This window comes from Pseudomonas fontis, assembly GCF_028656955.1.
Classification (GTDB): domain Bacteria; phylum Pseudomonadota; class Gammaproteobacteria; order Pseudomonadales; family Pseudomonadaceae; genus Aquipseudomonas; species Aquipseudomonas fontis.
Genome location: NZ_JAMDGY010000024.1, coordinates 154,660 through 176,110 on the forward strand (window position 1 = coordinate 154,660; position 21,451 = coordinate 176,110).

Here is a 21,451-nt window from a genome sequence, read left to right on the forward strand (position 1 = left end):
GCTGGTCAGCTCGCTTCGGAGAACTGCACCAGCTTCACCGGCCGGCGGAAGCCGCCGGTGAGCACGCCCAGGTAGACCAGCCCCAGGGTGAACCAGACCAGGCCGATGGTCAGGGTCAGCGCCGACAGGCTGGTCCACAGCCACAGCGTCAGGCTCATCCCCACCAGTGGCACCAGGCCGTAGCGCAGCAGCCCCGACGGGGTGCGGTTGTGCGCTTGATCCACCAGGTGCGTGCGGATCACCGCGAGGTTCACCGCCGAGAAGGCCACCAGTGCGCCGAAGCTGATCAGCGAAGCCAGGGTGGCCAGGTCGATCACCAACGCCAGCAGTGAGAATGCCGAGACCAGCAGGGTGGCGAATACCGGCGTGCCATAGCGTGGCGACAGACGTGCAAACCAGCGCTCCGGCAGCACCTTGTCGCGGCCCATGGTGTAGAGGATGCGCGACACGGCGGCCTGCGACGCCAGCGCCGAACCCAGGCTGCCGGCGACGAAGGCTGCGGTGAAGAAGTTGGCGAGGAACTGCCCACCCGCCTTGAACATCACTTCATTGGCTGCGGCATCGGTGTTGGCGAAATGGCTGCCCGGCAGCACCAGCTGGCTGATATAGGCCAGCGCGGTGAACAGCAGGCCGGCGCCCAGGGTGGTGAGAATGATCGCCCGTGGCACGTTGCGTTGCGGGTCGCGGGTCTCCTCGGCCAGGGTCGACACCGCGTCAAAGCCCAGGAACGACAGGCACAACACCGCCGCACCCGCCATCAGGTGGCCGAAGCCCGGTTGGGTGCCGTCGCCCAGCAGCGGCGACAGCAGGTCGACCGGCGCAGCGCCGCCGAGGGTCTTGAACGACATCGCGGCAAACACACCGATAAAGACGATCTGCGCGCCGACGATCAGGTTGCTGGCCTTGGCCACCGAGTGGATGCCGATCACGTTGAGCACGGTTACCAGGGCAATCGAACCGACGATGAGGGTCCACACCGGGATGCTCGGGAAGGCGATATTGAGGAACAGCCCGATCAGCAGGTAATTGATCATCGGGATGAACAGGTAGTCGAGCAGCAGCGACCAGCCGGCGAGAAAGCCGATGTTCGGGCCGAATGCCAGGTTGGTGTAGGAATAGGCGGAGCCCGCGACCGGGAAGCGCTTGACCATGAAGCTGTAGGACGTGGCGGTGAACAGCATGGCCACCAGGGTCACCAGGTAGGCGCCCGCAGTGCGGCCACCGGTCAGCTCGGTGACGATCCCGTAGGTGGTGAAGATGGTCAGCGGCACCATGTACACCAACCCGAAGAACACCAGGGCGGGAAGCCCGAGTACCCGGCGCAGTTGAGCGGTATCTGGCGTGCAAGGGGGGGTATGGTCGCGCGTGGCCATTGATCGAACCTGCATATTTTTGTTTTTGAATTAGGTCGATTTTTATCCGCTCGTGTCGCTTTAATCAATGAAAAGTTTGCTGAAACGTCCTAATAAGATGGATTTTTATCTGTGTTTATGCATGGCTGCACAGAGTCAGTTGCCGGGGTGCAAGGTGGCGGCGCGGTGTGCGCGGTGTTGGGTCATCAGCAGCCCGCCGATGCTGGCCATGATCAGGAAGGCGACCCCCAGGCTGCTCGGCAGCTGCTCGCTGAACCAGGCCGTGAGGCTGCTGGCGGCGGCGCCGATGGCGAACACCAGGGTGTTGAGCAGCGATGCGGCGCTGCCCGCGCGGCTGGGGTGCAACTCCAGCGCTGAGCTGGTGGCGGCAGGGCGGGCCAGGCTGGTGCCGGTGGTGCAGATGATCATCGGCACCAGCACGGCTGCCGCCGACAGCTCGCCGAACCAGGGCCACAGCAGCAGCGCCAGCCCGGCGCTGGCGATCAGGCCGAGCCCGCAGGCTGCCTGGGTCGAGGCGGCCAGGCGCTGGTTGGCGGCGCTGGCGATCAGCCCGCCGAACAGATAGGCCAGGCCATACAGCAGGAAAACCAGGGAGAACGCGTAGGCCGACAGCCCGAGGCGTTCCATCAGCAGCAGGGGTGACACCACGATGAAGGAAAAATGGCAGGCGAAGGCAATCGCGGCCACCGTTGAGTGGCGCAAGAAGGCCGGGTCGCGGGCGAGTACGCCATAGGCGCTGAATGCCGATTGGCTGCGCTGGGCTTTGCGGCTGTCGTCCTGCAGCAGGCGCAGGCTCATGACCAGCGCCAGCCCGGCCAGCAGGGCAAAGGCCAGGAAGCTGGCCGGCCAGTCGAAGGCTTGTTGCAGCCAGGTGCCCAGCAGGGGCGACAGCGAGATGAACAGCCCGCTGGCGCTGGTTTGCAGGATGCGTACGGCATTGCGCTGCTTGCCTTCGAACAGGTCCTGCACCAGCGCCTGGGTGAGCACGAAGCAGCCGCAGCCCAGGGCTTGCAGCAGGCGAAAGAACATGAAGCTCTCGAAGCCGGTGGACAGCACGCAGCCCAGCGCGCCGCCGATCGAGGCCAGCAGGCCCAACAGCAGCAGGCGCTTGCGGCCGAGCTGGTCGGACAGCGGGCCGATCACCAGTTGCGCGGCTGCGACGCCGAGGGCGAACAGGCTGATGGAGTAGGCGATCTGCTGGGTGTTGACCTTGAGGTGGGCGCTGAGGGCGGGGAAGGACGGCAGGATGACGTCCAGCGGGAACACGCCGAGCAGGCTCATGAGCAGCAGCAGGCAGAGGATGAGGTTCTGGTAAGGGGTGCGTACAGGCGCCACGCATCAATCCTTTGAAGGGCGAAAGTTGCTCAGCTTAGCCTGTTGAACGCATGGCTGCCGCGTTGCGGCAGATCGCGGGACGAGCCCGCTCCCACAAGAACGGCGCATAACCTGTGGGAGATAGATGTTGTAGCCGCTGCCGACAGGCTGCGCTGGAGCCCATGAGGGCTCCCAAAGGCGGCGCCTACAACATCGCATCAACACTCAGCTGTTGGGCAGCAAACGGCAGGTGATGCTCTTGATGTAGCGCGTTTCCGGGATCGCCGGGTGCACCGGATGGTCCGGGCCCTGGCCGCCACGCTCGAGCAGCTGGATGTTGCGGTCCAGGTGACGGGCGCTGGTCAGCAGGATGTTCTGCAGGTCATCTTCCGGCAGGTGCATCGAGCACGATGCGCTCACCAGGATGCCGTCCTTGGTCAGCAGGCGCATGGCCTGCTCGTTCAGGCGACGGTAGGCACCTTCACCGTTCTTCAGGTCTTTCTTGCGCTTGATGAACGCCGGTGGGTCGGCAACGATCACGTCGAAACGCTCTTCCGAAGCCTTCAACTCGCGCAGCGCCTCGAACACGTCGCCTTCAATGCAGGTGACCTTCTCGGCAAAGCCGTTCAGCGCGGCATTGCGCTCAACGCCATCAAGGGCAAAGCTCGAGGTATCCACGCAGAACACTTCGCTGGCGCCAAAGGCACCGGCCTGCACGCCCCAGCCACCGATGTAGCTGAACAGGTCAAGGACGCGCTTGCCCTTGACGTAAGGCGCCAGGCGCGCACGGTTCATGCGGTGGTCGTAGAACCAGCCGGTCTTCTGCCCAGCCATCACCGGCGCTTCGAACTTCACGCCGTTCTCTTCCAGTGCGACCCACTCCGGCACCAGGCCGAACACGGTCTCGACATAACGCTCCAGGCCTTCGGCATCACGCGCGGCAGAGTCGTTCTTGAACAGGATGCCGGTCGGCTTGAGCACCTGCACCAGGGCGGCAATCACGTCTTCCTTGTGCTGCTCCATGGTCGCCGAGGCCAACTGGACCACCAGGATGTCGCCGAAACGGTCGACCACCAGGCCCGGCAGCAGGTCGGAGTCGCCATACACCAGGCGGTAGAACGGCTTGTCGAACAGGCGCTCGCGCAGCGACAGGGCCACGTTCAGGCGGTGCACCAGCAGCGACTTGTCCAACGGCAGCTTGATGTCGCGCGACAGCAGGCGCGCGCAGATCAGGTTGTTCGGGCTCATCGCGACGATGCCCAGGGCCTTGCCACCGGCCGCTTCGAGCATGGCCTGGTCGCCGGCCTTGAAGCCATGCAACGGGGTCGCGGCGACGTCGATTTCGTTGCTGTAGACCCACAGGTGACCCGCGCGCAGGCGGCGGTCGGCATTGGCTTTGAGACGAAGGCTGGGCAGGGACATGACGTCGCTCCGGAAAAAAGAGCGGGAGTATACCGCGAAGGCCCGGGTGCTGATTCGTTCCTGCGACAAATAGCAGGGTCTATGCTTGCCTTTCCCTTGCCCCCGCCCGGGTGCGATCAGGTTAGAATCGCCCCTCAGCCTCGAGTGTGTACATATGTCCCAGGAACTCTCCGCCGAACAGATCCAGCAAGCCTTGCAAGGCATCAGCGTCCCGCCCCAGCCGCAGATCATGGTTGACCTGCAGATGGAGCAATACATGCCCGACCCCGACCTTGAGGTGATCGCCAAGCTGATCGCCCAGGACCCGGGCCTGTCCGGTGCGCTGCTCAAGCTGGTCAATTCGCCGTACTACGGCCTGACCAACAAGATTGCCTCGATCCAGCGGGCGGTCAACCTGCTGGGCAGCCGCTCGATCATCAACCTGATCAACGCCCAGTCGATCAAGGGCGAGATGAGCGACGACACCATCGTCACCCTCAACCGTTTCTGGGACACCGCCCAGGACGTCGCCGTGACCTGCCTGACCCTGGCCAAGCGCATCGGCTCCCAGGCCGTCGACGAAGCCTATGCCCTGGGCCTGTTCCACGACTGCGGCGTGCCGTTGATGCTCAAGCGCTTCCCCGAATACATGCGCGTGCTCGAAGACGCCTACGCCAGCGCCGGCAGCAACAAGCGCGTGGTCGACACCGAGAACCACGTGTTCAACACCAACCACGCCGTGGTCGGCTACTACACCGCCAAGTCCTGGCGCCTGCCGGAGCACGTCAGCGCCGCGATTGCCAACCACCACAATGCCCTGGCGGTGTTCAGCGATGAGTCGGCGCGCAACAGCCAGCTGAAAAACCTGCTGGCGATCCTGAAGATGGCCGAGCACATCTGCGCCTCCTACCGGGTGCTGGGCAACCAGAGCGTGGACCACGAGTGGAACACCGTCGGCCACCTGGTGCTGGACTATGTCGGCCTGAGCGAGTACGACTTCGAGAACCTCAAGCAGACCATTCGCGAAATGGGTACCCACTGATCCATGCCTGAACTACCAGAAGTCGAAACCACCCGGCGCGGCATCGCCCCCTACCTGGAAGGCCAGCGGGTCAGCCGGGTGGTGGTGCGCGACCGGCGCCTGCGCTGGCCGATCCCCGAAGACCTCGACGTGCGCCTGTCCGGGCAGCGCTTCGTCAGCGTGGAACGACGCGCCAAGTACCTGCTGCTCAACGCCGAGGTCGGCACGCTGATCAGCCACCTGGGGATGTCCGGCAACCTGCGCCTGGTCGAGATCGGCCTGCCGGTGGCCAAGCATGAGCATGTGGATATCGAACTGGAGTCCGGGCTGGCGCTGCGCTACACCGACCCGCGACGCTTCGGCGCCATGCTCTGGAGCCTCGACCCGCTCAACCACGAACTGTTGCTGCGCCTGGGCCCGGAGCCGTTGACCGAGTTGTTCGACGGTGAGCGCCTGTTCCAGCTGTCGCGCGGGCGGGCCATGGCGGTCAAGCCGTTCATCATGGACAACGCGGTGGTGGTTGGCGTGGGCAACATCTATGCGACCGAGGCGCTGTTCGCCGCCGGGATCGACCCGCGCCGCGAAGCCGGGAGCATTTCCCGGGCGCGCTACCTGCGCCTGGCCATCGAGATCAAGCGCATCCTGGCAATGGCCATCGAGCGTGGCGGCACCACCTTGCGTGATTTCATCGGCGGCGACGGCCAGCCGGGCTACTTCCAGCAGGAGCTGTTCGTCTACGGGCGGCGCGAAGAGCCGTGCAAGGTTTGCGGCAGCATCCTGCGCGAGGTCAAGCTGGGCCAGCGCGCCAGCGTGTTCTGCCCGCGCTGCCAGACGTAACCCCGCCTAACGCGTTTCAAGCACCTCGGAAACGCCCAGCCCGCGAGGGTCGCTGGCGGCTTCCAGGGTGCGCGCGGCCTTGTTCCAGAACAGCACCTGCTGATTGCCGTAGCTGCGCCCCAGGTCCTTGAGGGTGTAGCCGCGCGCCTGCAGGTCGCGTTTTTGCGCGTCGGTGAAGGTGCCCGGCTCATGCTCCACCACATCCGGCAGGTACTGATGGTGGTAGCGCGGCACGGCCGGCCAGGTGGCGACCGGTTGGCCGTTGAGGTATTCCATCATCGACAGCAGCACCATGCTCGGAATGCGGCTGCCGCCCGGCGTGCCGAAGGCGGTGAACTGCTGCGGGCTCTCGATGAAGCTTGGGGTCATGCTCGACAGCGGCCGCTTGCCGGCGGCCACCGCGTTGGCCTGGCTGCCGGCCAGGCCGTAGCTGTTGCTGCCGTGCGGGTCGGCGGCAAAATCGTCCATCTCGTTGTTCAGCACCACGCCGGTGCCGGGGGTGGTGAAGGCGGCGCCGAACGGCAGGTTGACCGACAAGGTTGCGGCCACCGCATTGCCGTCGGCATCGATCAGCGCAAAGTGCGTGGTGTGGTCGCCTTCGCGCCAGGCCGGGGAGGGTGGCAGGCTGCTGCTCGGGGTGGCCTGGTGCACGTCGATGCTGTTGGCCAGGCCAACCAGGTAGTTGCGATCAAGCAACTGCGGGATCGGGTTGCTGACGTGGTCCGGGTCGCCCAGCAGGCCGCGGTCACGGTAGGCGCGGCGCAGCACTTCGAGCACGTAATGGCTGCGCTGGACCGGCTCGGCGCTCTGCCAAGGCAGGCGTTGCAGCATGGCCAGGCTCTGCGCCAGGGCTACGCCGCCGGCAGATGGCGGCGGTGCGCTGATCAGCTCGCGTTGGTCGGCCAGGGCATAGCGCAGTGGTTGGCGGTGGGCGGTGTGGTAGTCGGCGAGGTCGTCGAGGGTCCACAGGCCGCCAGCGGCTTGTACGCCATCGACCAGCGCCTGGGCGGTCGGGCCCTTGTAGAAGCCGTCGCGGCCTGAATCGGCCAGGCGTTGCAGGGTCACGGCCAGCTCGGGCTGGCGGATCTGCGCGCCAAGCGCCGGGACTTCACCGTCTTTCAGGAACAGCCGGGCGCTTTCCGCATCGTCGCGCAGCGCGCTTAGGCGCATCTGCGCGCGGTCGCGGTAGACCCGATCAACGGCAAAGCCCTGGTTGGCCAGGCGAATCGCCGGGGCCAGCGAGCTTCTCAGCGGCAGTTTGCCGTAGTGCGCGGCCAGATCGGCCAGCGCCGCCGGCAGGCCGGGGATCGCCGCTGCCAACGGGCCATTGATCGATATGCCCGGCTGGACCTTGCCATCCTTCAGGTACATGTCCCAGGTGGCTTTGCCCGGCGCACGCTCGCGGGCGTCGATGAACTGGTAGGCCACCGGGTCGCCGGGCTGGCGCAGCAGGAAGAACCCGCCACCGCCCAGGCCCGAGCCATAGGGCTCGACCACCGCCAGCGCGGCGCTGACGGCAATCGCCGCATCAAAGGCATTGCCGCCCTGCTGGAGAATCTCGCGGGCAGCCGCAGTGGCTTCAGGGTGCGGGGTCGCAATCGCTGCGCGCCCGGGGCCTTCGGCCAGGGCGCTCGCCGCGCTCAGGGCAAGCGCAGCGCCCAGCAACAGGGTCCGCAGCGACGGGCGTGCAGCCATCAGGCCTTGCCGGTAATCAGGCGATATTTGGTCATCAGCTCGTCTTCGGTTTCCGGGTGGGCTTCATCCAACGGGATGCAGTCGACCGGGCAGACTTGCTGGCATTGCGGTTCATCGTAGTGGCCGACGCACTGGGTGCACAGGTTCGGGTCGATCACATAGATCTCTTCGCCTTGGGAAATCGCGGCGTTCGGGCACTCGGGTTCGCAGACGTCGCAGTTGATGCAATCGTCGGTGATGATCAGGGACATGGGGACTCCGGCCAGGGCATCAGGCCCAGGCATTTGAAAACCAATGGGCGCAATTGTGCCGTATTAGCGCCCGCAGTGCACGCGGGCGCAGTCTTCAATCGGACAGGGTCACTTCTTGAAGCGTTCGGTCAGGGCCTCGGCGACCACCGGGTGGACGAATTTGGTGATATCGCCGCCCAGCGCCGCGATCTCGCGGACCAGGGTCGAGGAGATGAACGAATAGCGCTCCGACGGGGTCAGGAACAGGCTTTCGACGTCTGGCGCCAATTGTCGGTTCATGTTCGCCAGCTGGAATTCGTATTCGAAGTCCGACACCGCGCGCAGGCCGCGCAGGAACACATTGGCCTGCTGCTCCTTGGCGAAATGCGCGAGCAGCGTGGAGAAGCCGATGACTTCGACATTGGGCAGGTGCTTGGTGACCTCGCGAGCCAGTTCCACCCGTTGTTCCAGCGGGAACAGCGGGTTTTTCTTCGGGCTGGCGGCGACCGCGATGACCACTTGGTCGAACAGCCGTGAGGCACGCTCGACCAGATCGCCATGGCCCTTGGTAATAGGGTCGAAAGTACCTGGGTACAACACTCGGTTCATCGCGTCGTCCTGGCAGGAGTGCGTTTGGGAGTCGGATGGTATCGCAGCATGCGCGGTCGGCCAAGTCGCCCGCACCGGCCCAACGGACTATAGACAGCGCGGGCAAGAGTTGTCATGCGTCACCTTTGAGGCGCTGGGCCAGGGCGTCGGCCAGCTGGGCACTGAGCCCGTACACCGACAATTGCGGGTTGGCGCCGATGCTGGTGGGGAACAGCGAGCCGTCGTGAATCGACAGGTTGGCCAGCTGATGATGCCGGCCCAGGCTGTCGCAAACGCTCTGGCGCGGGTCTTCGCCCATGGCGCAGCCGCCCATGACGTGGGCGCTGCCCAGGCGCGTGCGGAACAGCTCCAGGCGCAGGCCGTCGATCAGTTGGCGGGCCTCGGCGAGGGACGAGACGTAGCGCCCGTCGCCGTGCAGCGGCAGCACCGCCTCGGCCCCGGCGGCAAACTGGATCTCGGCCATGCTCTGGAAGGCCCGGCGCACGCCATCCCAGGTATAGGGGCTGACGGGGTAGTCGAGCACCGGCGAGCCATCGCCGCGCAATTCGACGTTGCCGCCGACGCTCTCCGGGTGGAAGCCGTCGCGCAGCAGGGCGAGCATCACGTGGGTATTGGGCAGGTGCTCCATGCGCAAGGCGCTGTCCGGGCCGAAGCCGCCCAGCAAGGTGCTGGCCAGGGCCGGTTGCAGGGGCGGTACTTCGAGCTTGTAGCCGATCGGCCCGGTGACCCCGTCGCGCCATTGGAAATGGTCGGAATAGATCGACTGCGGGGCGCCATAGAACGGGTTGACCGTGTCCTTGAAGCGCGCGGCGCTGAAGTTCACCAGGTGCAGGAAGGTGCGTTTGCCCAGGCGCTGGTGTGGGTCGGGGGCGTCCGAGCGCAGCAGCAGGCCCGGGCTGTTGATGCCGCCGCCGGCCAGGATGTAGTACCGCGCCTTGACCCGGATACGCCGGCCGGTGTGGTTCACGCAGCGCTCATCCATCGCCGCGCAGAGCAATTCGCTGATCTGTTCGCCCTGGTGTTCAAAGCGTTCGGCGCGGGCCAGGTAGAGCAGTTCACCGCCGTGTTCCAGGGTGGCCGGGATGCTGGTGACCAGCATCGATTGTTTGGCGTTGACCGGGCAGCCCATGCCGCAATAGCCGAGGTTCCAGCAGCCGCGCACATTGCGTGGGATGACGTGCCAGCTGTAGTCGAGCGCCGCGCAGCCGCGGCGCAATACCTCGTTGTTGGCGTTGGGCGGCACCTGCCAGGGGGCGATACCCAGGCGTTGCTCCAGGCGCTCGAACCAGGGCGCCATGTCGGCGGCGCTGTGGCCTTTGACCCCGTGTTCGCTGGCCCAGTGGGCCAGGGTCGGCTCCGGGGTGCGAAAGCTCGAGGTCCAGTTGATCAGCGTGGTGCCGCCGACGGCGCGGCCCTGGAGGATGGTGATGGCGCCTTCCTTGCTCATGCGGCCGATGCCTTCCTGGTAGAGGCTGGCGTAGGCCTGGTCTTCGAGCAGGTGGAAGTCGCTGCTGGTTTTCAGCGGGCCTTCTTCGATCAGCAAGACCTTGAAGCCGGCCTGGCTCAACAGTTCGGCGCTGGTGGCGCCGCCAGCACCGCTGCCGATGATGGCGATGTCGGTGTGCAGGCTGAGGTCGTCGCTCAGGCGTGAGCCGTCGATGGTTTTCCAGCCTCGGGCAAGGCCTTCACGGAACGGATCGGGTACGGGCATGGGTTGCCTCTTTTTGTGGGGTGGATCAGATTTTTGGCGGGCCGGGGTAGCCACAGCTGGCCCAGGATGCCGGGCTGCTGTACCAGGCCATCAGCACCAGTTGCAGCAGCGAGCAGTGGCCTTGGCGCAGCAGGTTCAGCGAGCTGTTTTCCCAGCGTTTCAGGAAGCGCTCGACCTGGGCCGGTTCGGCCTGGTCCCAGGCGCCCCAGATACCCGTCAGCGGGCCACGGGTGATGGGCAGGCTGAGCACGTCGAAGAGCTGTCGAGTGAGCTTGAGCATGGCTGGGGAGAGGGCGGCCAGGCTGGTGTCGAGTTGGGCCAGGAGGGTGTCGACGTTGCTGGTGACGATCACCGGGATGATTGCGCGCAGCATCGGCAGGTCGGCGTCACGCAGGATCAGGTAGCGGTTGGCCGGGATGTCGGAGCCACAGCCGGCGATATTCAGCAACAGGGTGGCGCCAAGGCTGAACTTGAGCAGGCTGCGGCGGTTGAGGGTGGGGGTTGCCGGCTCGATTGTGGTCATTGTCATGGGGCCCGTGATGTCGTCGTGATGGTAGGCGCCTATCCCCTGTGGGAGCCGGCCTTGCCGGCGATGAGGCCCCTGGCAAGGCCCTGCCTTGCATCGCCGGCAAGGCCGGCTCCCACAAGAATGCGTGCAACACTCGCTTAGCGAATGAACAGCCGATACACCCACTTCTGCAACGCCTTGCCATACGGCGGGTAAATCAGCCGCGCCGCATTCAGCCGCTGCTTCACCAGCACCGCCTTGGCCTTGCTGAACGTCAGGAAGCCATCGTGGCCGTGGTAATGCCCCATGCCCGAAGGCCCGACCCCGCCAAACGGCAGGTCATCCTGCGCCACATGCAGCAAGGTATCGTTCAGGCACACCCCACCCGAATGGGTCTGCTCCAGCACCCGGCGCTGCTCGCCCCGCTCATAGCCGAAGTAGTACAGCGCCAGCGGGCGCGGCCGCCGGTTGATATAGGCAAAGGCCTGGTCAAGGCTGTCATACGGCACCACCGGCAGCAGCGGGCCGAAAATCTCGTCCTGCATCACGCGCATCTCATCGCTGACTTGCAACAGTACCTGCGGCGCCATCCGTCGGCCCTGGCGCGGCTCATCCGGGTAAAGGTCGATGATCTGTGCGCCCTTGTCCCGCGCATCAGTCAGGTAACCCTCCAATCGGGCCAACTGCCGAGGGTTGATGATCGCGCTGTAATCCGGGTTATCCAGCACCTGTGGATAAAACCGTCGCACGGCCTGCCGGTAGGCCTCGACGAAGCCGTCCAGGCGCTCGCGCGGCACCAACACGTAATCCGGCGCCACGCAGGTCTGCCCGGCATTGAGGGTCTTGCCGAAGGCGATGCGCTCGGCCGCATGCTCCAGCGGCACGCTATGCGAGACGATGGCCGGCGACTTGCCGCCCAGCTCAAGGGTCACCGGCGTCAGGTTCTGCGCCGCTGCCTGCATCACATGGCGACCAATGCTGGTCGCCCCGGTGAACAGCAAATGATCGAACGGCAGGTGGGAAAACGCCTCGCCGACATCCGCCTCACCCAGCACCACACAGACCAGGTCCGTGGGGAAGACTTTTTCCAGCAGGGTCTTGAGCAGTTGCCCGGTCGCCGGGGTGCTCTCGCTCAACTTGAGCATCACCCGGTTGCCGGCCGCCAATGCTCCGGTCAGCGGGCCAATGGCCAGAAACAACGGGTAGTTCCACGGCACGATCACCCCGACCACGCCCAGCGGCTGGTACACCACCTTGGCGCTGGCCGGCTGGAAGGCCAGGCCGACCTTGCGCCGGCTCGGTTTCATCCACTGTTTCAGGTGCCGTTCGGCATCGCGGATGCCCTGCACGCTGGGCATCAGCTCAGCCAACAGGGTCTCGTCGGCGCTGCGCCCGGAAAAGTCCTGGTCGATCGCCTCGATCAACTGTGCCTGGTGCGCGAGGAGCATTTCCCGCAGGCTCTTGAGCCATTGCCTGCGCTGCGCCGCCGGTGGCATGGGCAAACCGGCGAAGGCGCTGCGCTGCTGCTCGAACAGTGAATTGAGCCAGTCGAGCGTGGCGCGGGTCGGGGGCAGCGGTGTGTCGACAGTCATGTGGGACTCCACGGCGAGCGAATTTATAGAGCATATACTCTACAAAACCGTTTGAGCGACTGTTTTTAGCCGCTTTCAGGTACATCCCACGGCGGATAAACCGTAAGATGGCCCCATTCATTCAAGCTCATGCTTTTGGAGCTGATCATGGCCCCGCGAATCAAGACCCGCGAGCGCATCGTGCAGAACAGCCTGGAGCTGTTCAACCAGCAGGGCGAACGCAGCGTCAGTACCAACCACATTGCCGCGCACATGGAAATTTCGCCCGGCAACCTCTATTACCATTTCGCCAACAAGCAGGAAATCATCGCCGTCCTCTTCACCCAGTATGAAGAGCAGGTGGAAAGTTTCCTGCGCCCGCCCCAGGGCCGGGCTGCCACGGTCGACGACAAGCGCTTCTACCTCAAGGAGCTGCTGGCGGCGATGTGGAACTACCGCTTCCTGCACCGCGACCTCGAACACCTGCTCGACAGCGACAAGGAACTGGCCGCGCGCTACCGGCGTTTCTCGCAGCGCTGCCTGTTGCAGGGCCAGGCGATCTATCGCGGCTTCGTCGAGGCCGACATCGTGGCCATGGACACCGTGCAGATCGAGTCGCTGACCCTCAACGCGTGGATCGTGCTGACCTCCTGGGTGCGCTTTTTGTGCACCACCCGCGAGCAGTCCACGCACCTGAGCGAAGAAGCGGTCAAACGCGGTGTCTACCAGGTATTGGTGCTGGAGCTGGGCTTCGTCACCGCCCAGGCCCGACCGGCGGTGGATGCCCTGTGTGAAGAATTCTACGTCCCGTTGAACCAGGCCCTGGAGCAGTAAAGCCCGGCGCAACGGCGTTTGCCCCTTTCAATCGATATGGAGACTGTCATGCCCCTCGCGCAACTGATTGCACCCCAGCAACTGGCGGAGCGCCTCGAAGCGCCATCGTTGGTGATTCTCGATTGCCGTTTTGCGTTGGAGGACGTCGAGTATGGTCAACGCAGCTATGCCGAAGGGCATATCCAAGGGGCACATTTCGCCGACCTCGAGCGCGACCTGAGCGGGCCGGTGAGCAAGGGCGTGACCGGGCGTCATCCGTTGCCTGACCCAGAGCAACTGCTCGAGCGGTTGCGCAGCTGGGGCATCGACAACGACAGCGAGGTGGTGCTCTACGACGACGGCCCCGGCGCCTTTGCCGCCCGGGCCTGGTGGTTGCTGGCCTGGCTGGGCAAGCGCAGCGGGGTATCGATCCTGGATGGCGGCCTGAAGGCCTGGCACGCGGCGGGCCTGCCTTTGAGCCTGGACCTTGCAACAAAGCGCGAGGGTACGTTCAGCGGCACGCCGGATACTCATTTGCTGGTCAGCGCCGAGCTGCTGAACAAACACCTGAAGCAGCCGGACATGACCCTGCTGGATGCCCGCGGGCTGCCGCGTTTTCGTGGTGAGGTCGAGCCGATTGATCCGGTTGCCGGGCATATTCCCGGGGCGCAGTGCGCGGCCTTCACCGATAACCTGGGCGCGGACGGGCGCTTCCTGCCGGCCGAACAGCTCAAGCAGCGCTTTGCCGAAAAACTGGCTGGTCGCGCCCCGGAAAAGCTGGTCGCCTATTGCGGCTCCGGGGTGACTGCCTGCCATAACCTGTTCGCCTTGTGCCTGGCGGGTTATCCACTGGCCAAACTGTATGCCGGCTCGTGGAGCGAGTGGATCACCGACCCGACGCGTCAGGTGGCGACAGGCGACCAGTAAGCCACTGCGGAATGCGCCGCTCCAGGTAATACCCGGGCTGGCGCAGGCTGCCGTCGATAAAGCCGACGTGGCCGCCCCGGGCATGCAGCTCCAGGGTGGTCTGGCTCGGCAGCTCGCTGGCAGTGGGCAGGCTGTGGGCGAAGACGAACGGGTCGTCGCTGGACTGGATGATCAAGGTCCGGGTGCGGTTCTCGCCGAGGAAGTAGCGGCTCGATGAGCGCCGGTAGTAATCGTCGGCATCGCGAAAACCGTGCAGCGGCGCGGTGACCCGGCCGTCGAAATCCCAGAAATTCTTCAGGTTCTCCAGCGGCCCGAGCTGGGCCAGGGTAGCCAGCCCTTCGTCGTGCCCGCGATGCTGGAAATGCCGTTGCTTGTCTTTGACGTAGGCAAGCATCTCGCGCATGAAATGCGCCTGGTAGACCCGCGAGAAGCCCAGGCCGATGCGGTCGGCGCACTGGTCCAGGCGAAATGGCACCGACACCGCCACGGCCGCTTCCAGCTGGCTGCCCGAACCACTCTCGCCCAGGTACTTGAGCAGCACGTTGCCCCCCAGCGAATAGCCCACGGCATATAGCGGCGCCATCGGCCGCTGCGCGCGCAGGTGGCGCACGACCTCGGCGAGGTCTTCGCTGGCGCCGGAGTGGTAGCTGCGCGGCAGCAGGTTGGGCTCACCGGAGCAACCGCGCCAGTTCACCGCCACGCTGGCCCAGCCATAGGCCTGCAAGGCCTGCTGCAACCCCACCACGTAATGTGAACTCGACGAGCCGGTCAGCCCGTGCAGCACCAGCACCAGCGGGGTATCGGGCTGGTGCGGGCCGCTCCAGTCGAGATCGAGAAAGTCGCCGTCCTCCAGCCACAGGCGTTCGCGTTGATGGGCCAATGGCAGCGACTTGCGCCACAGTGGCCCCCAGAGGGTTTGCAGGTGTGGATTGCCCAGCCCCGTGGCAGGTCGGAAGGGCTGGGACGGGTTAGGCAACATGCGGGTGTTCTCACTGTGGTTCTGTTGTTCAGTGTATGCCGTGTATTCATTCACCGCCGGGGCTGGGCAGCGGTTCCTGGGCAACCGTGGGGCCGACACCGACCTGCACCAGTCTGTCGAGCACCAGGTGTTTTTTCAACACGACCTTCAGCTGATCGAGGGTCAGCTTCTGCACGGCCTCCAGCAAATGCCCGCGCTGGTCCAGCGGCAAGTGGTTGAAGCCGATGTCGCGCAGGTGGCGGGCGATGTCTTCGTTGCTCACGGCATTCAGCAACAGGGTGCCGCGCAGGTACTGGCGCGCATCGTCGAACTCCTGCTCGGTCGGGCCCTCATTGGCGAAGGTCTCGAGCAGGTTGTGGATCAGTTCCATGGTCGCCTGCTGGTACCGGGCCTCGACATTGGCCTGCAAGGTCCACAGGCCCGAGGTGGAATGGCTGGTCAGCTCGGAATAAGGGTCGTAGCTCAGGCCGTGGCGGTTGCGCACCTGCTCGATCAGGCGACTGGAGACATTCCCGCCGAGGATCAGGTTGGCCACCGTCAGGGCGGGCAGGTCGGGGTCGTCCGCCGCCACGGCGGGCAGGCCGAACAGCAGGTGGGCCTGGTTGCCCAGGCCGTCGAGCTGATAGATCTCGGCGTCCTGCCTGGTCGGCAAGGCCATGGCCGACTGCGCCGGACCCTGGGGCAGGGCGTTGGAGACGCGTTCGGCGATCTGCCGGGCCTGCGCGTCACTGAGGTCGCCGACCAGCACGATCAGCGCATTGCTGGCGCTGAAGTGGCGCTGGTAGAAGTCGCTCAGGTCGGCCACGTCCAACCCTGCCAGGTGCTCCACTGTGCCGTGCAGTGGGGCGGCAAAAGGGTGGCCTGCGTACAGGTGGTGATACAGCTGCTCGCTGGCGCGGTATTTGTCGCTCGTGGCCAGTGCTTGCAGGCGGTTGAAGAACTGGTCCTGCACCAGGGCGAGCCTGTCTGGCGGGAACGTTGGTTCGCCCAGCAGTTCGACGAACTGCGCCACTGCCGCCTCCCGGGGGGCTTGCCGGCTGAGGCTGCGCAGGGTCAGTGTGGCACGCTCACGGTCGAGGGTCTTGTCGAAGCGTGCGGCACTGGCGTCGAAGGCTTCGGCAATTTGCTCGGCAGCATGGCTGCGGGTGCCCTCGTCGAGCATGCTCAAGGTCAGCCCGGCCAGGCCAAAGGCGCTGGTATTGCGCCCGCTGCCTGCGGCGAAGGTGACCTGCAGGTCGAACATCGGCAGGTGCCGGCTGGGCATGAACAATACGCGTGCACCCTGTGCGGTCTGCCAGGCCTGGATCGGCAAGGGCGGCAGCGGCGAGAGGGGTGGGGCGGCCTGCAACGAAGTCAGCGCACTGGCACTGGCACCGCTGATCAACGTCAGCAGGGCGAAGGCGAGCAGCGGGAAACATCTATTCATGGGGGGGCTCCGGGGTCGTCAGGTAGGCGGTGGTGAGGCGCTCGCGGGTGAAGTAGGTCTGGGCCACGTGTTGCACCTGCTGCGCGGTGACGGCGTGCAGTTCGGTTTCGGCGTCTGCCCGCCAGGCCAGGGGCAGCGCGCTGCCGAGGTACTCGGCCAGATCCCCGGCCTGCCCTTCGAGGGCGTCGCGGGCAAACACCTCATCGGCCAGCAGGCGGTTTCTCGCCCGTTCGACTTCGGCGACGGTGGGTGGTGTGTCCTTGAGTTGTTGCAGTTGCGCCCGGAGTGCGTGCTCCAGGGTGGCCAGCGGTGCGGGCTGGCTGGCATTGATGTGGGCGCTAAGGCTGAACAGCGCATCGCCCCGGGCGATGGCGGCGTAGCGCACGTCGATCTGTTGCAGCAGTGGCTGCTCGCGCTCCAGGCGCAGCGGCAGGCGGGCGCTGCGCCCACTGGCCAGTAACGCCGCCGTCAGGCGCAGCGCCGCGACATCCTGTGGTGCCTGGGCAGTGGCTCGCGAGGGTACGTTGAAGCCCATCAGCAGGTACGGTGTGCTGTGCAGGTCTTCAATATGCACGGTGCGTGCGCCGGGGTTTTGCAGTTCCAACGGGGGCATCGAAGTAGGCAGCTGGCGTGCCGGCAAGCGGCCGAAATGCCGCTCGGCCAGTTTTTTCACCTGCTCGCCCTGGACATCCCCGACCACCACCAGGCTGGCGTTGTTCGGCGCGTACCAGCTGCGGTACCAGTTCCGCAGGGCGTTCGGCGAGAGGCGTTCGATATCCTGCGGCCAACCGATCACCGGTGTGCGATAACCGCTGGCCGGAAAGGCCTGGGCCAGCCACAGCTCGTGCAGGCGCTCGGTGGGAAAGTCGTCGATGGATTCGCGGCGCTCGGCAAGCACGGCCTCGATTTCCCGCACAAACTCTTCGTCAGCCAAGCGCGCCCCGCTGAGCAGGTCGGCGCCTAGCTCCAGGGCCACCTCCAGGCGCTCGCTGGGCAGGGTGAGGTGATAAACCGTGTAGTCGGGGGTGGTGTAGGCATTGTCGCGCCCGCCCAGGCGCTCGACGATTCGCGAGAACTCACCTGGCTCGGTTTTTTCGCTGCCGCGAAACAGCAGGTGTTCCAGGGCATGGGACAGGCCGGACTGGCCGGGTGGCTCATGGCTTGAACCGACGCGTACGACCAGCTGGGCGGTGACCACGGGGGCACGCGGGTCGTGCTGCACGACGACCTGCAGGCCGTTGTCCAGGATGAAGGTGCTGGGGAGGGGGGCTTGGGCCTGTGCCGTGCCGAGGGCCAGCAGCAGGCTGGCAAGGCCGAGGCTAAAGAGCCGATGTCGTCGCATGAGTCCATTCCTGTGCGGTGGGTGACCGGCAACAGGATCCGCGCAGGCAGGCGACGAAAGGCGGTACTTAAATAGCACAAGGGCCGCATGAGAGCGGCCCTTGTCGGTGGGTCAGTCAGCCTTGCGCTGCCAGAGCGCATAGTGGACCTGGCCGGATTTCTTCTCGCGGTGCAGTCGCCACTTGTCCGGCATTTGCAGGTTGGAAGGCGACCTTTCGCTTTCGGTGTAGACCCAGGCGTTTTCGCTCAGCCACTGGCGCTCTTCGAGCAGGGCGCAGGTGGCGGGCAGCAGGTCCTGGTGGAAGGGCGGGTCGAGGAACACCACGTCGAAGGTGTATTTCGGCTCGCCGCTCAGGTAACGCAGGGCATCGCTCTGCACCACCTGGCCACGCTCACGCGGGCAGCGCAGCAGTTCCAGGTTGTCGCGCAAGCTGCTGATGGCGACTGCGCTGCTGTCCAGGGCCACGGCATCTTTCGCCCCGCGCGACAGGGCTTCGAGGTACAGCGCGCCACTGCCGGCAAAGGCGTCCAGCACGCGGGCGCCCTCGATATGCGGCGCCAGCCAGTTGAACAGGGTTTCCCGCACGCGGTTGGGCGTCGGGCGCAGGCCCGGCGCGTCCGGGAAGGTCAGGACGCGGCTGCGCCATTCGCCAGCGATGATGTTCAGCTTGCCAAACGTTGCCGCTGGCTTGGCCTGTTTTGTAGAAGGATGGGCCATTAATGCTCCGGTACACCGAGCGGCTGCTCGGTTGGGTTATCGGTCGGCGGCGGCAGTTCTTTCTGCGGCACGCTCGGCCCGGCGGTGACGATGACCATCTTGTCGGCGGCCAGGTGTTTGTTCAGGGCATCCCGGACCTGCTCGGTGGTGAGCTTCTGGGATTGCTGCATGTAGTCTTGCAGGTAGGTCAGCGGCAGGTTGTAGAAGCCGATGGCGCCCAATTGCCCGACGATGCTCGCGTTGCTGGCATTGGCCAGCGGGAAGCTGCCGGCCAGTTCACGCTTGGCGTCGTCCAGCTCCTGCTGGGTCGGGCCGGATTTCAGGTAGTCGCGCAGAAGGTCCTGGACCAGCTTGAGCGTGCCTTCGCTGAGCTCGGCACGGGTCTGCAGGTTGATCATGAACGGCCCGCGCACCTGCATCGGGCTGAACACGGAGTATACGCCGTAGGTCAGGCCGCGTTTCTCCCGCACTTCACTCATCAGACGAGTGCCAAAGCTGCCACCGCCGAGAATCTGGTTGCCCAGGTTCAACGCGGCGTAGTCCGGGTCGGCACGGTCGATGCCCAGTTGGGCCAGCATCAGGTGGGTCTGCTTGGACGGGAAGTCGATGTGGTAGGCACCGGGCTTGGGTTCGGCCGGCTGAGGCAGCTTGGCCAGTGCCGGGCCCTTGGGCAGCGCGGCGGAGACCTGGGCGGCAATCGCCTGGGCTTCGTCGCGGCTCAGGTCGCCGACCAGCGCGATGACCACGTTGCCGGCCGCATAGGCCTTGGCGTGGAAGGCGCGCAGTTGCTCCAGGGTGATCGGCTTGATGCTCTTGGCATCGCCGTCGCTTGGGTGGGCATAGGGGTGGCTGCCGTACAGCTTCTCGAACAGCTCGATACCTGCCAGTTTGCCGGGGTTCTGTTTCTGGTACTCGAAGCCTGCGTACATCTGGTTCTTGATGCGCGCCAGGGCGTCCTCAGGGAAGGTCGGCTTGCCAACCACTTCGGCGAACAGCTTGAGGGCCGGATCGCGCTTGTCGGCGGCGCTCAGGCTGCGCAGCGAGGCCACGGCCATGTCGCGGTAGGCGCCGTTGCCAAAATCTGCACCCAGGCCTTCAAAACCCTGGGCGATGGCGGTGACGTCCTTGCCGGCCACACCTTCGTTCAGCATGGCATTGGTCAGGGTGGCCACGCCTGCGCTGTCGCCGTCCTGGCTGCTGCCGGCGGCAAAGGTCAGGCGCAGGTCGAACATCGGCAGCTCGCGGGCTTCGACGAACAGGACCTTGGCGCCTTCGGCGGTGTTCCAGGTCTGGATGTCCAGGGCGCGGCTGGCCGGCGGCTTGCCGTCCAGCTCCGCCAGCGATTGCAGGGTGTTGGCCGGCTTGGCCGCCGTGCTCGCTGGCTGCGCGGCACTGTCCGACTGTGCCGGCTTGGCCAGGAACAACACCAGCGCAACCACGGCAGCGAGGGTGACCAGGCCCATCAGGGTGTAGCGCGGGGTGCGGGTCTGCTCAGTCATGAGCCTTCTCCTCGGGCAGGACGTGCGCGACGCTCAGGCGCTCGCGGATGAAGTAGGTACGTGCGGCCTTCTGGATGTCCGCCGGGGTCACGCTTTTCAGCTCGTCCAGCTCGCTGTCGATGAGCTTCCAGGACAGGCCGACGGTTTCCAGCTGGCCAATGGTGGTGGCCTGGCTGCTGATCGAGTCGCGGTCGTAGACCAGGCCGGCAACCACCTGGGCGCGTACGCGTTCCAGTTCTTCGGCTGTGGGCGGGGTGGTCTTCAGCTCATCGAGCAGTTGCCAGAAGCCTTTCTCGACTTCGGCCAGGGTCTTGCCCTTCTGGGTGTTCGGCGTTGCCGAGAGCATGAACAGGCTGTCGCCCCGGGTGAACGGGTTGTAGCTGGAGGAGCTGCCGGCCACCAGTTCCTGCTGGCGCTCCAGGGTGCTTGGCATGCGTGCGCTGTAGCCGCCGTCGAGCAGGGCGCTGATCAGGCGCAGGGCGTGCACGCTGCGCGGGTCCTTGGCGGTGGCCAGGCTTGGCACGTTGAAACCGTAGATCACGCTCGGCAACTGGGTTTTCACGTGCATGGTCAGCAGGCGCTGGCCGGGCTCGGCGACTTCCAGCGGCAACTTGGCCGGTGGCACGGCGCGTTTCGGTATGCCGGCGAAGTACTTCTGTGCCAGGCCCTTGACCTCGTCGACGGTAATATCGCCGACCACCACCAGGGTGGCGTTGTTCGGCACATACCAGGACTCGTACCAGTGGCGCAGCTCTTCGACCTTCATGCGCTCAAGGTCGGCCATCCAGCCGATGGTCGGGGTGTGGTAGCCGCTGGCCGGGTAGGCCATGGCGCGGAACATCTCGAAGGCCTTGGAGCCGGGGTTGTCGTCGGTGCGCAGGCGGCGCTCTTCCTTGATGACCTCGATTTCCCGGCTGAACTCGTCGGCCGGCAGGCGCAGGCTGGCCATGCGGTCGGCTTCCATCTCCAGGGCTACCGGCAGGCGGTCGCGGGCCAGCACCTGGTAATAGGCGGTGTAGTCGTCGCTGGTGAAGGCGTTCTCTTCGGCGCCCAGGTCACGCAGGATGCGCGAGGCTTCGCCGGGGCCGAGCTTGCCGCTACCCTTGAACATCATGTGCTCGAGCGCATGGGACAAACCGGTCTGGCCCGGGGTTTCGTAGGTCGAGCCGACCTTGTACCAGACCTGCGAAACCACCACTGGGGCGCGATGGTCTTCGCGCACGACGACTTTCAGGCCGTTGTCGAGGATGAATTCGTGGGTGGGTTGCGAGTCGGCGGCGAAGGCTGCCATGGGAAGACAAATTGTGCTGAGCAGCAGGCCAGCGGCACGGCGGGCTAGAGCATTCATTCGTAGTTCAACCTGTTGGGCTGCCCGCGTGGTCTTAGCGTCGGCGGGCTAGGAGGTGCTAGGATACTGATCCGGTTGCCAGTCGACCATGCCTGTCGCGGTCAAGCCCGCAGGTCTCCTAGACAAAATG

General features: G+C 65.5%; 19 protein-coding genes. 4 read left to right on the forward strand and 15 right to left on the reverse strand.

Annotation, left to right across the window (positions count from 1 at the left end; all coding sequences use genetic code 11):
- Positions 1-5: 5 nt before the first annotated feature.
- From M5G11_RS10150 to M5G11_RS10160, 3 genes are all read right to left on the reverse strand, one after another.
- Positions 6-1,373, reverse strand: coding sequence for an APC family permease (locus tag M5G11_RS10150; protein ID WP_273909920.1), 1,368 nt, complete (start codon positions 1,371-1,373; stop codon positions 6-8).
- Between the two features lie 135 nt (positions 1,374-1,508).
- Positions 1,509-2,708: a Bcr/CflA family efflux MFS transporter gene (locus tag M5G11_RS10155; protein WP_273909921.1), complete on the reverse strand. Its 1,200-nt coding sequence runs from the start codon at positions 2,706-2,708 to the stop codon at positions 1,509-1,511.
- Between the two features lie 204 nt (positions 2,709-2,912).
- A complete protein-coding gene (locus M5G11_RS10160) occupies positions 2,913-4,109 on the reverse strand; it encodes a class I SAM-dependent rRNA methyltransferase (protein WP_273909922.1) in 1,197 nt (398 codons plus the stop codon).
- A gap of 154 nt (positions 4,110-4,263) precedes the next feature.
- Here M5G11_RS10160 and M5G11_RS10165 point away from each other — a divergent pair, with 154 nt between their 5' ends.
- A complete protein-coding gene (locus tag M5G11_RS10165) occupies positions 4,264-5,130 on the forward strand; it encodes an HDOD domain-containing protein (protein WP_273909923.1) in 867 nt (288 codons plus the stop codon).
- A 3-nt stretch (positions 5,131-5,133) separates the two neighbouring features.
- Positions 5,134-5,946 (forward strand): bifunctional DNA-formamidopyrimidine glycosylase/DNA-(apurinic or apyrimidinic site) lyase, encoded by an 813-nt coding sequence (gene mutM / locus M5G11_RS10170; protein WP_273909924.1) that lies wholly within the window; start codon positions 5,134-5,136, stop codon positions 5,944-5,946.
- Positions 5,947-5,952: 6 nt separating this feature from the next.
- Here mutM and ggt read toward each other — a convergent pair whose 3' ends face one another.
- From ggt to M5G11_RS10200, 6 genes are all read right to left on the reverse strand, one after another.
- The gene (ggt, locus tag M5G11_RS10175) at positions 5,953-7,641 is read right to left on the reverse strand and encodes a gamma-glutamyltransferase (protein WP_273909925.1); all 1,689 of its coding nucleotides are present in this window, start codon (positions 7,639-7,641) and stop codon (positions 5,953-5,955) included.
- Positions 7,641-7,892, reverse strand: a complete 252-nt coding sequence (locus M5G11_RS10180) for a YfhL family 4Fe-4S dicluster ferredoxin (protein ID WP_273909926.1) — start codon at positions 7,890-7,892, stop codon at positions 7,641-7,643. The genes ggt and M5G11_RS10180 overlap by 1 nt, the downstream gene beginning before the upstream one ends.
- A 108-nt stretch (positions 7,893-8,000) precedes the next feature.
- On the reverse strand, positions 8,001-8,480 hold the full coding sequence (gene coaD, locus M5G11_RS10185) for a pantetheine-phosphate adenylyltransferase (protein ID WP_273909927.1): 480 nt from the start codon (positions 8,478-8,480) through the stop codon (positions 8,001-8,003).
- Between the two features lie 112 nt (positions 8,481-8,592).
- The gene (locus M5G11_RS10190) at positions 8,593-10,191 is read right to left on the reverse strand and encodes a GMC family oxidoreductase (protein ID WP_273909928.1); all 1,599 of its coding nucleotides are present in this window, start codon (positions 10,189-10,191) and stop codon (positions 8,593-8,595) included.
- A gap of 25 nt (positions 10,192-10,216) precedes the next feature.
- Positions 10,217-10,714, reverse strand: a complete 498-nt coding sequence (locus tag M5G11_RS10195; RefSeq protein WP_273910051.1) for a twin-arginine translocation pathway signal protein — start codon at positions 10,712-10,714, stop codon at positions 10,217-10,219.
- Between the two features lie 143 nt (positions 10,715-10,857).
- A complete protein-coding gene (locus M5G11_RS10200) occupies positions 10,858-12,291 on the reverse strand; it encodes a coniferyl aldehyde dehydrogenase (protein WP_273909929.1) in 1,434 nt (477 codons plus the stop codon).
- Between the two features lie 147 nt (positions 12,292-12,438).
- Between M5G11_RS10200 and M5G11_RS10205 the strand changes: the two genes are divergently transcribed.
- Positions 12,439-13,104: a TetR/AcrR family transcriptional regulator gene (locus tag M5G11_RS10205; protein WP_273909930.1), complete on the forward strand. Its 666-nt coding sequence runs from the start codon at positions 12,439-12,441 to the stop codon at positions 13,102-13,104.
- Positions 13,105-13,152: 48 nt separating this feature from the next.
- Positions 13,153-14,010: a sulfurtransferase gene (locus tag M5G11_RS10210; RefSeq protein WP_273909931.1), complete on the forward strand. Its 858-nt coding sequence runs from the start codon at positions 13,153-13,155 to the stop codon at positions 14,008-14,010.
- On the opposite strand, the gene M5G11_RS10215 is transcribed toward M5G11_RS10210, so the two are convergent.
- The 6 genes from M5G11_RS10215 to M5G11_RS10240 form a co-directional block, all read right to left on the reverse strand.
- Complete coding sequence (locus M5G11_RS10215) at positions 13,970-14,989, reverse strand: hydrolase (RefSeq protein WP_420793795.1); 1,020 nt, start codon at positions 14,987-14,989, stop codon at positions 13,970-13,972. The two genes, M5G11_RS10210 and M5G11_RS10215, sit on opposite strands and share 41 nt — an antisense overlap.
- A 46-nt stretch (positions 14,990-15,035) precedes the next feature.
- On the reverse strand, positions 15,036-16,415 hold the full coding sequence (locus M5G11_RS10220) for a M16 family metallopeptidase (protein ID WP_273909932.1): 1,380 nt from the start codon (positions 16,413-16,415) through the stop codon (positions 15,036-15,038).
- On the reverse strand, positions 16,408-17,757 hold the full coding sequence (locus tag M5G11_RS10225; RefSeq protein ID WP_273909933.1) for a M16 family metallopeptidase: 1,350 nt from the start codon (positions 17,755-17,757) through the stop codon (positions 16,408-16,410). The genes M5G11_RS10220 and M5G11_RS10225 overlap by 8 nt, the downstream gene beginning before the upstream one ends.
- Before the next feature lie 111 nt (positions 17,758-17,868).
- Positions 17,869-18,474 carry a 16S rRNA (guanine(966)-N(2))-methyltransferase RsmD gene (rsmD, locus tag M5G11_RS10230; RefSeq protein WP_273909934.1) on the reverse strand — a complete coding sequence of 202 codons (606 nt, stop codon included), beginning with the start codon at positions 18,472-18,474 and terminating at the stop codon, positions 17,869-17,871.
- Positions 18,474-19,973, reverse strand: a complete 1,500-nt coding sequence (locus tag M5G11_RS10235; protein WP_273909935.1) for a M16 family metallopeptidase — start codon at positions 19,971-19,973, stop codon at positions 18,474-18,476. The genes rsmD and M5G11_RS10235 overlap by 1 nt, the downstream gene beginning before the upstream one ends.
- Positions 19,966-21,321 (reverse strand): M16 family metallopeptidase, encoded by a 1,356-nt coding sequence (locus M5G11_RS10240; protein WP_273909936.1) that lies wholly within the window; start codon positions 21,319-21,321, stop codon positions 19,966-19,968. Before M5G11_RS10240 ends, M5G11_RS10235 begins: the two co-directional genes overlap by 8 nt.
- Between the last annotated feature and the right edge of the window lie 130 nt (positions 21,322-21,451).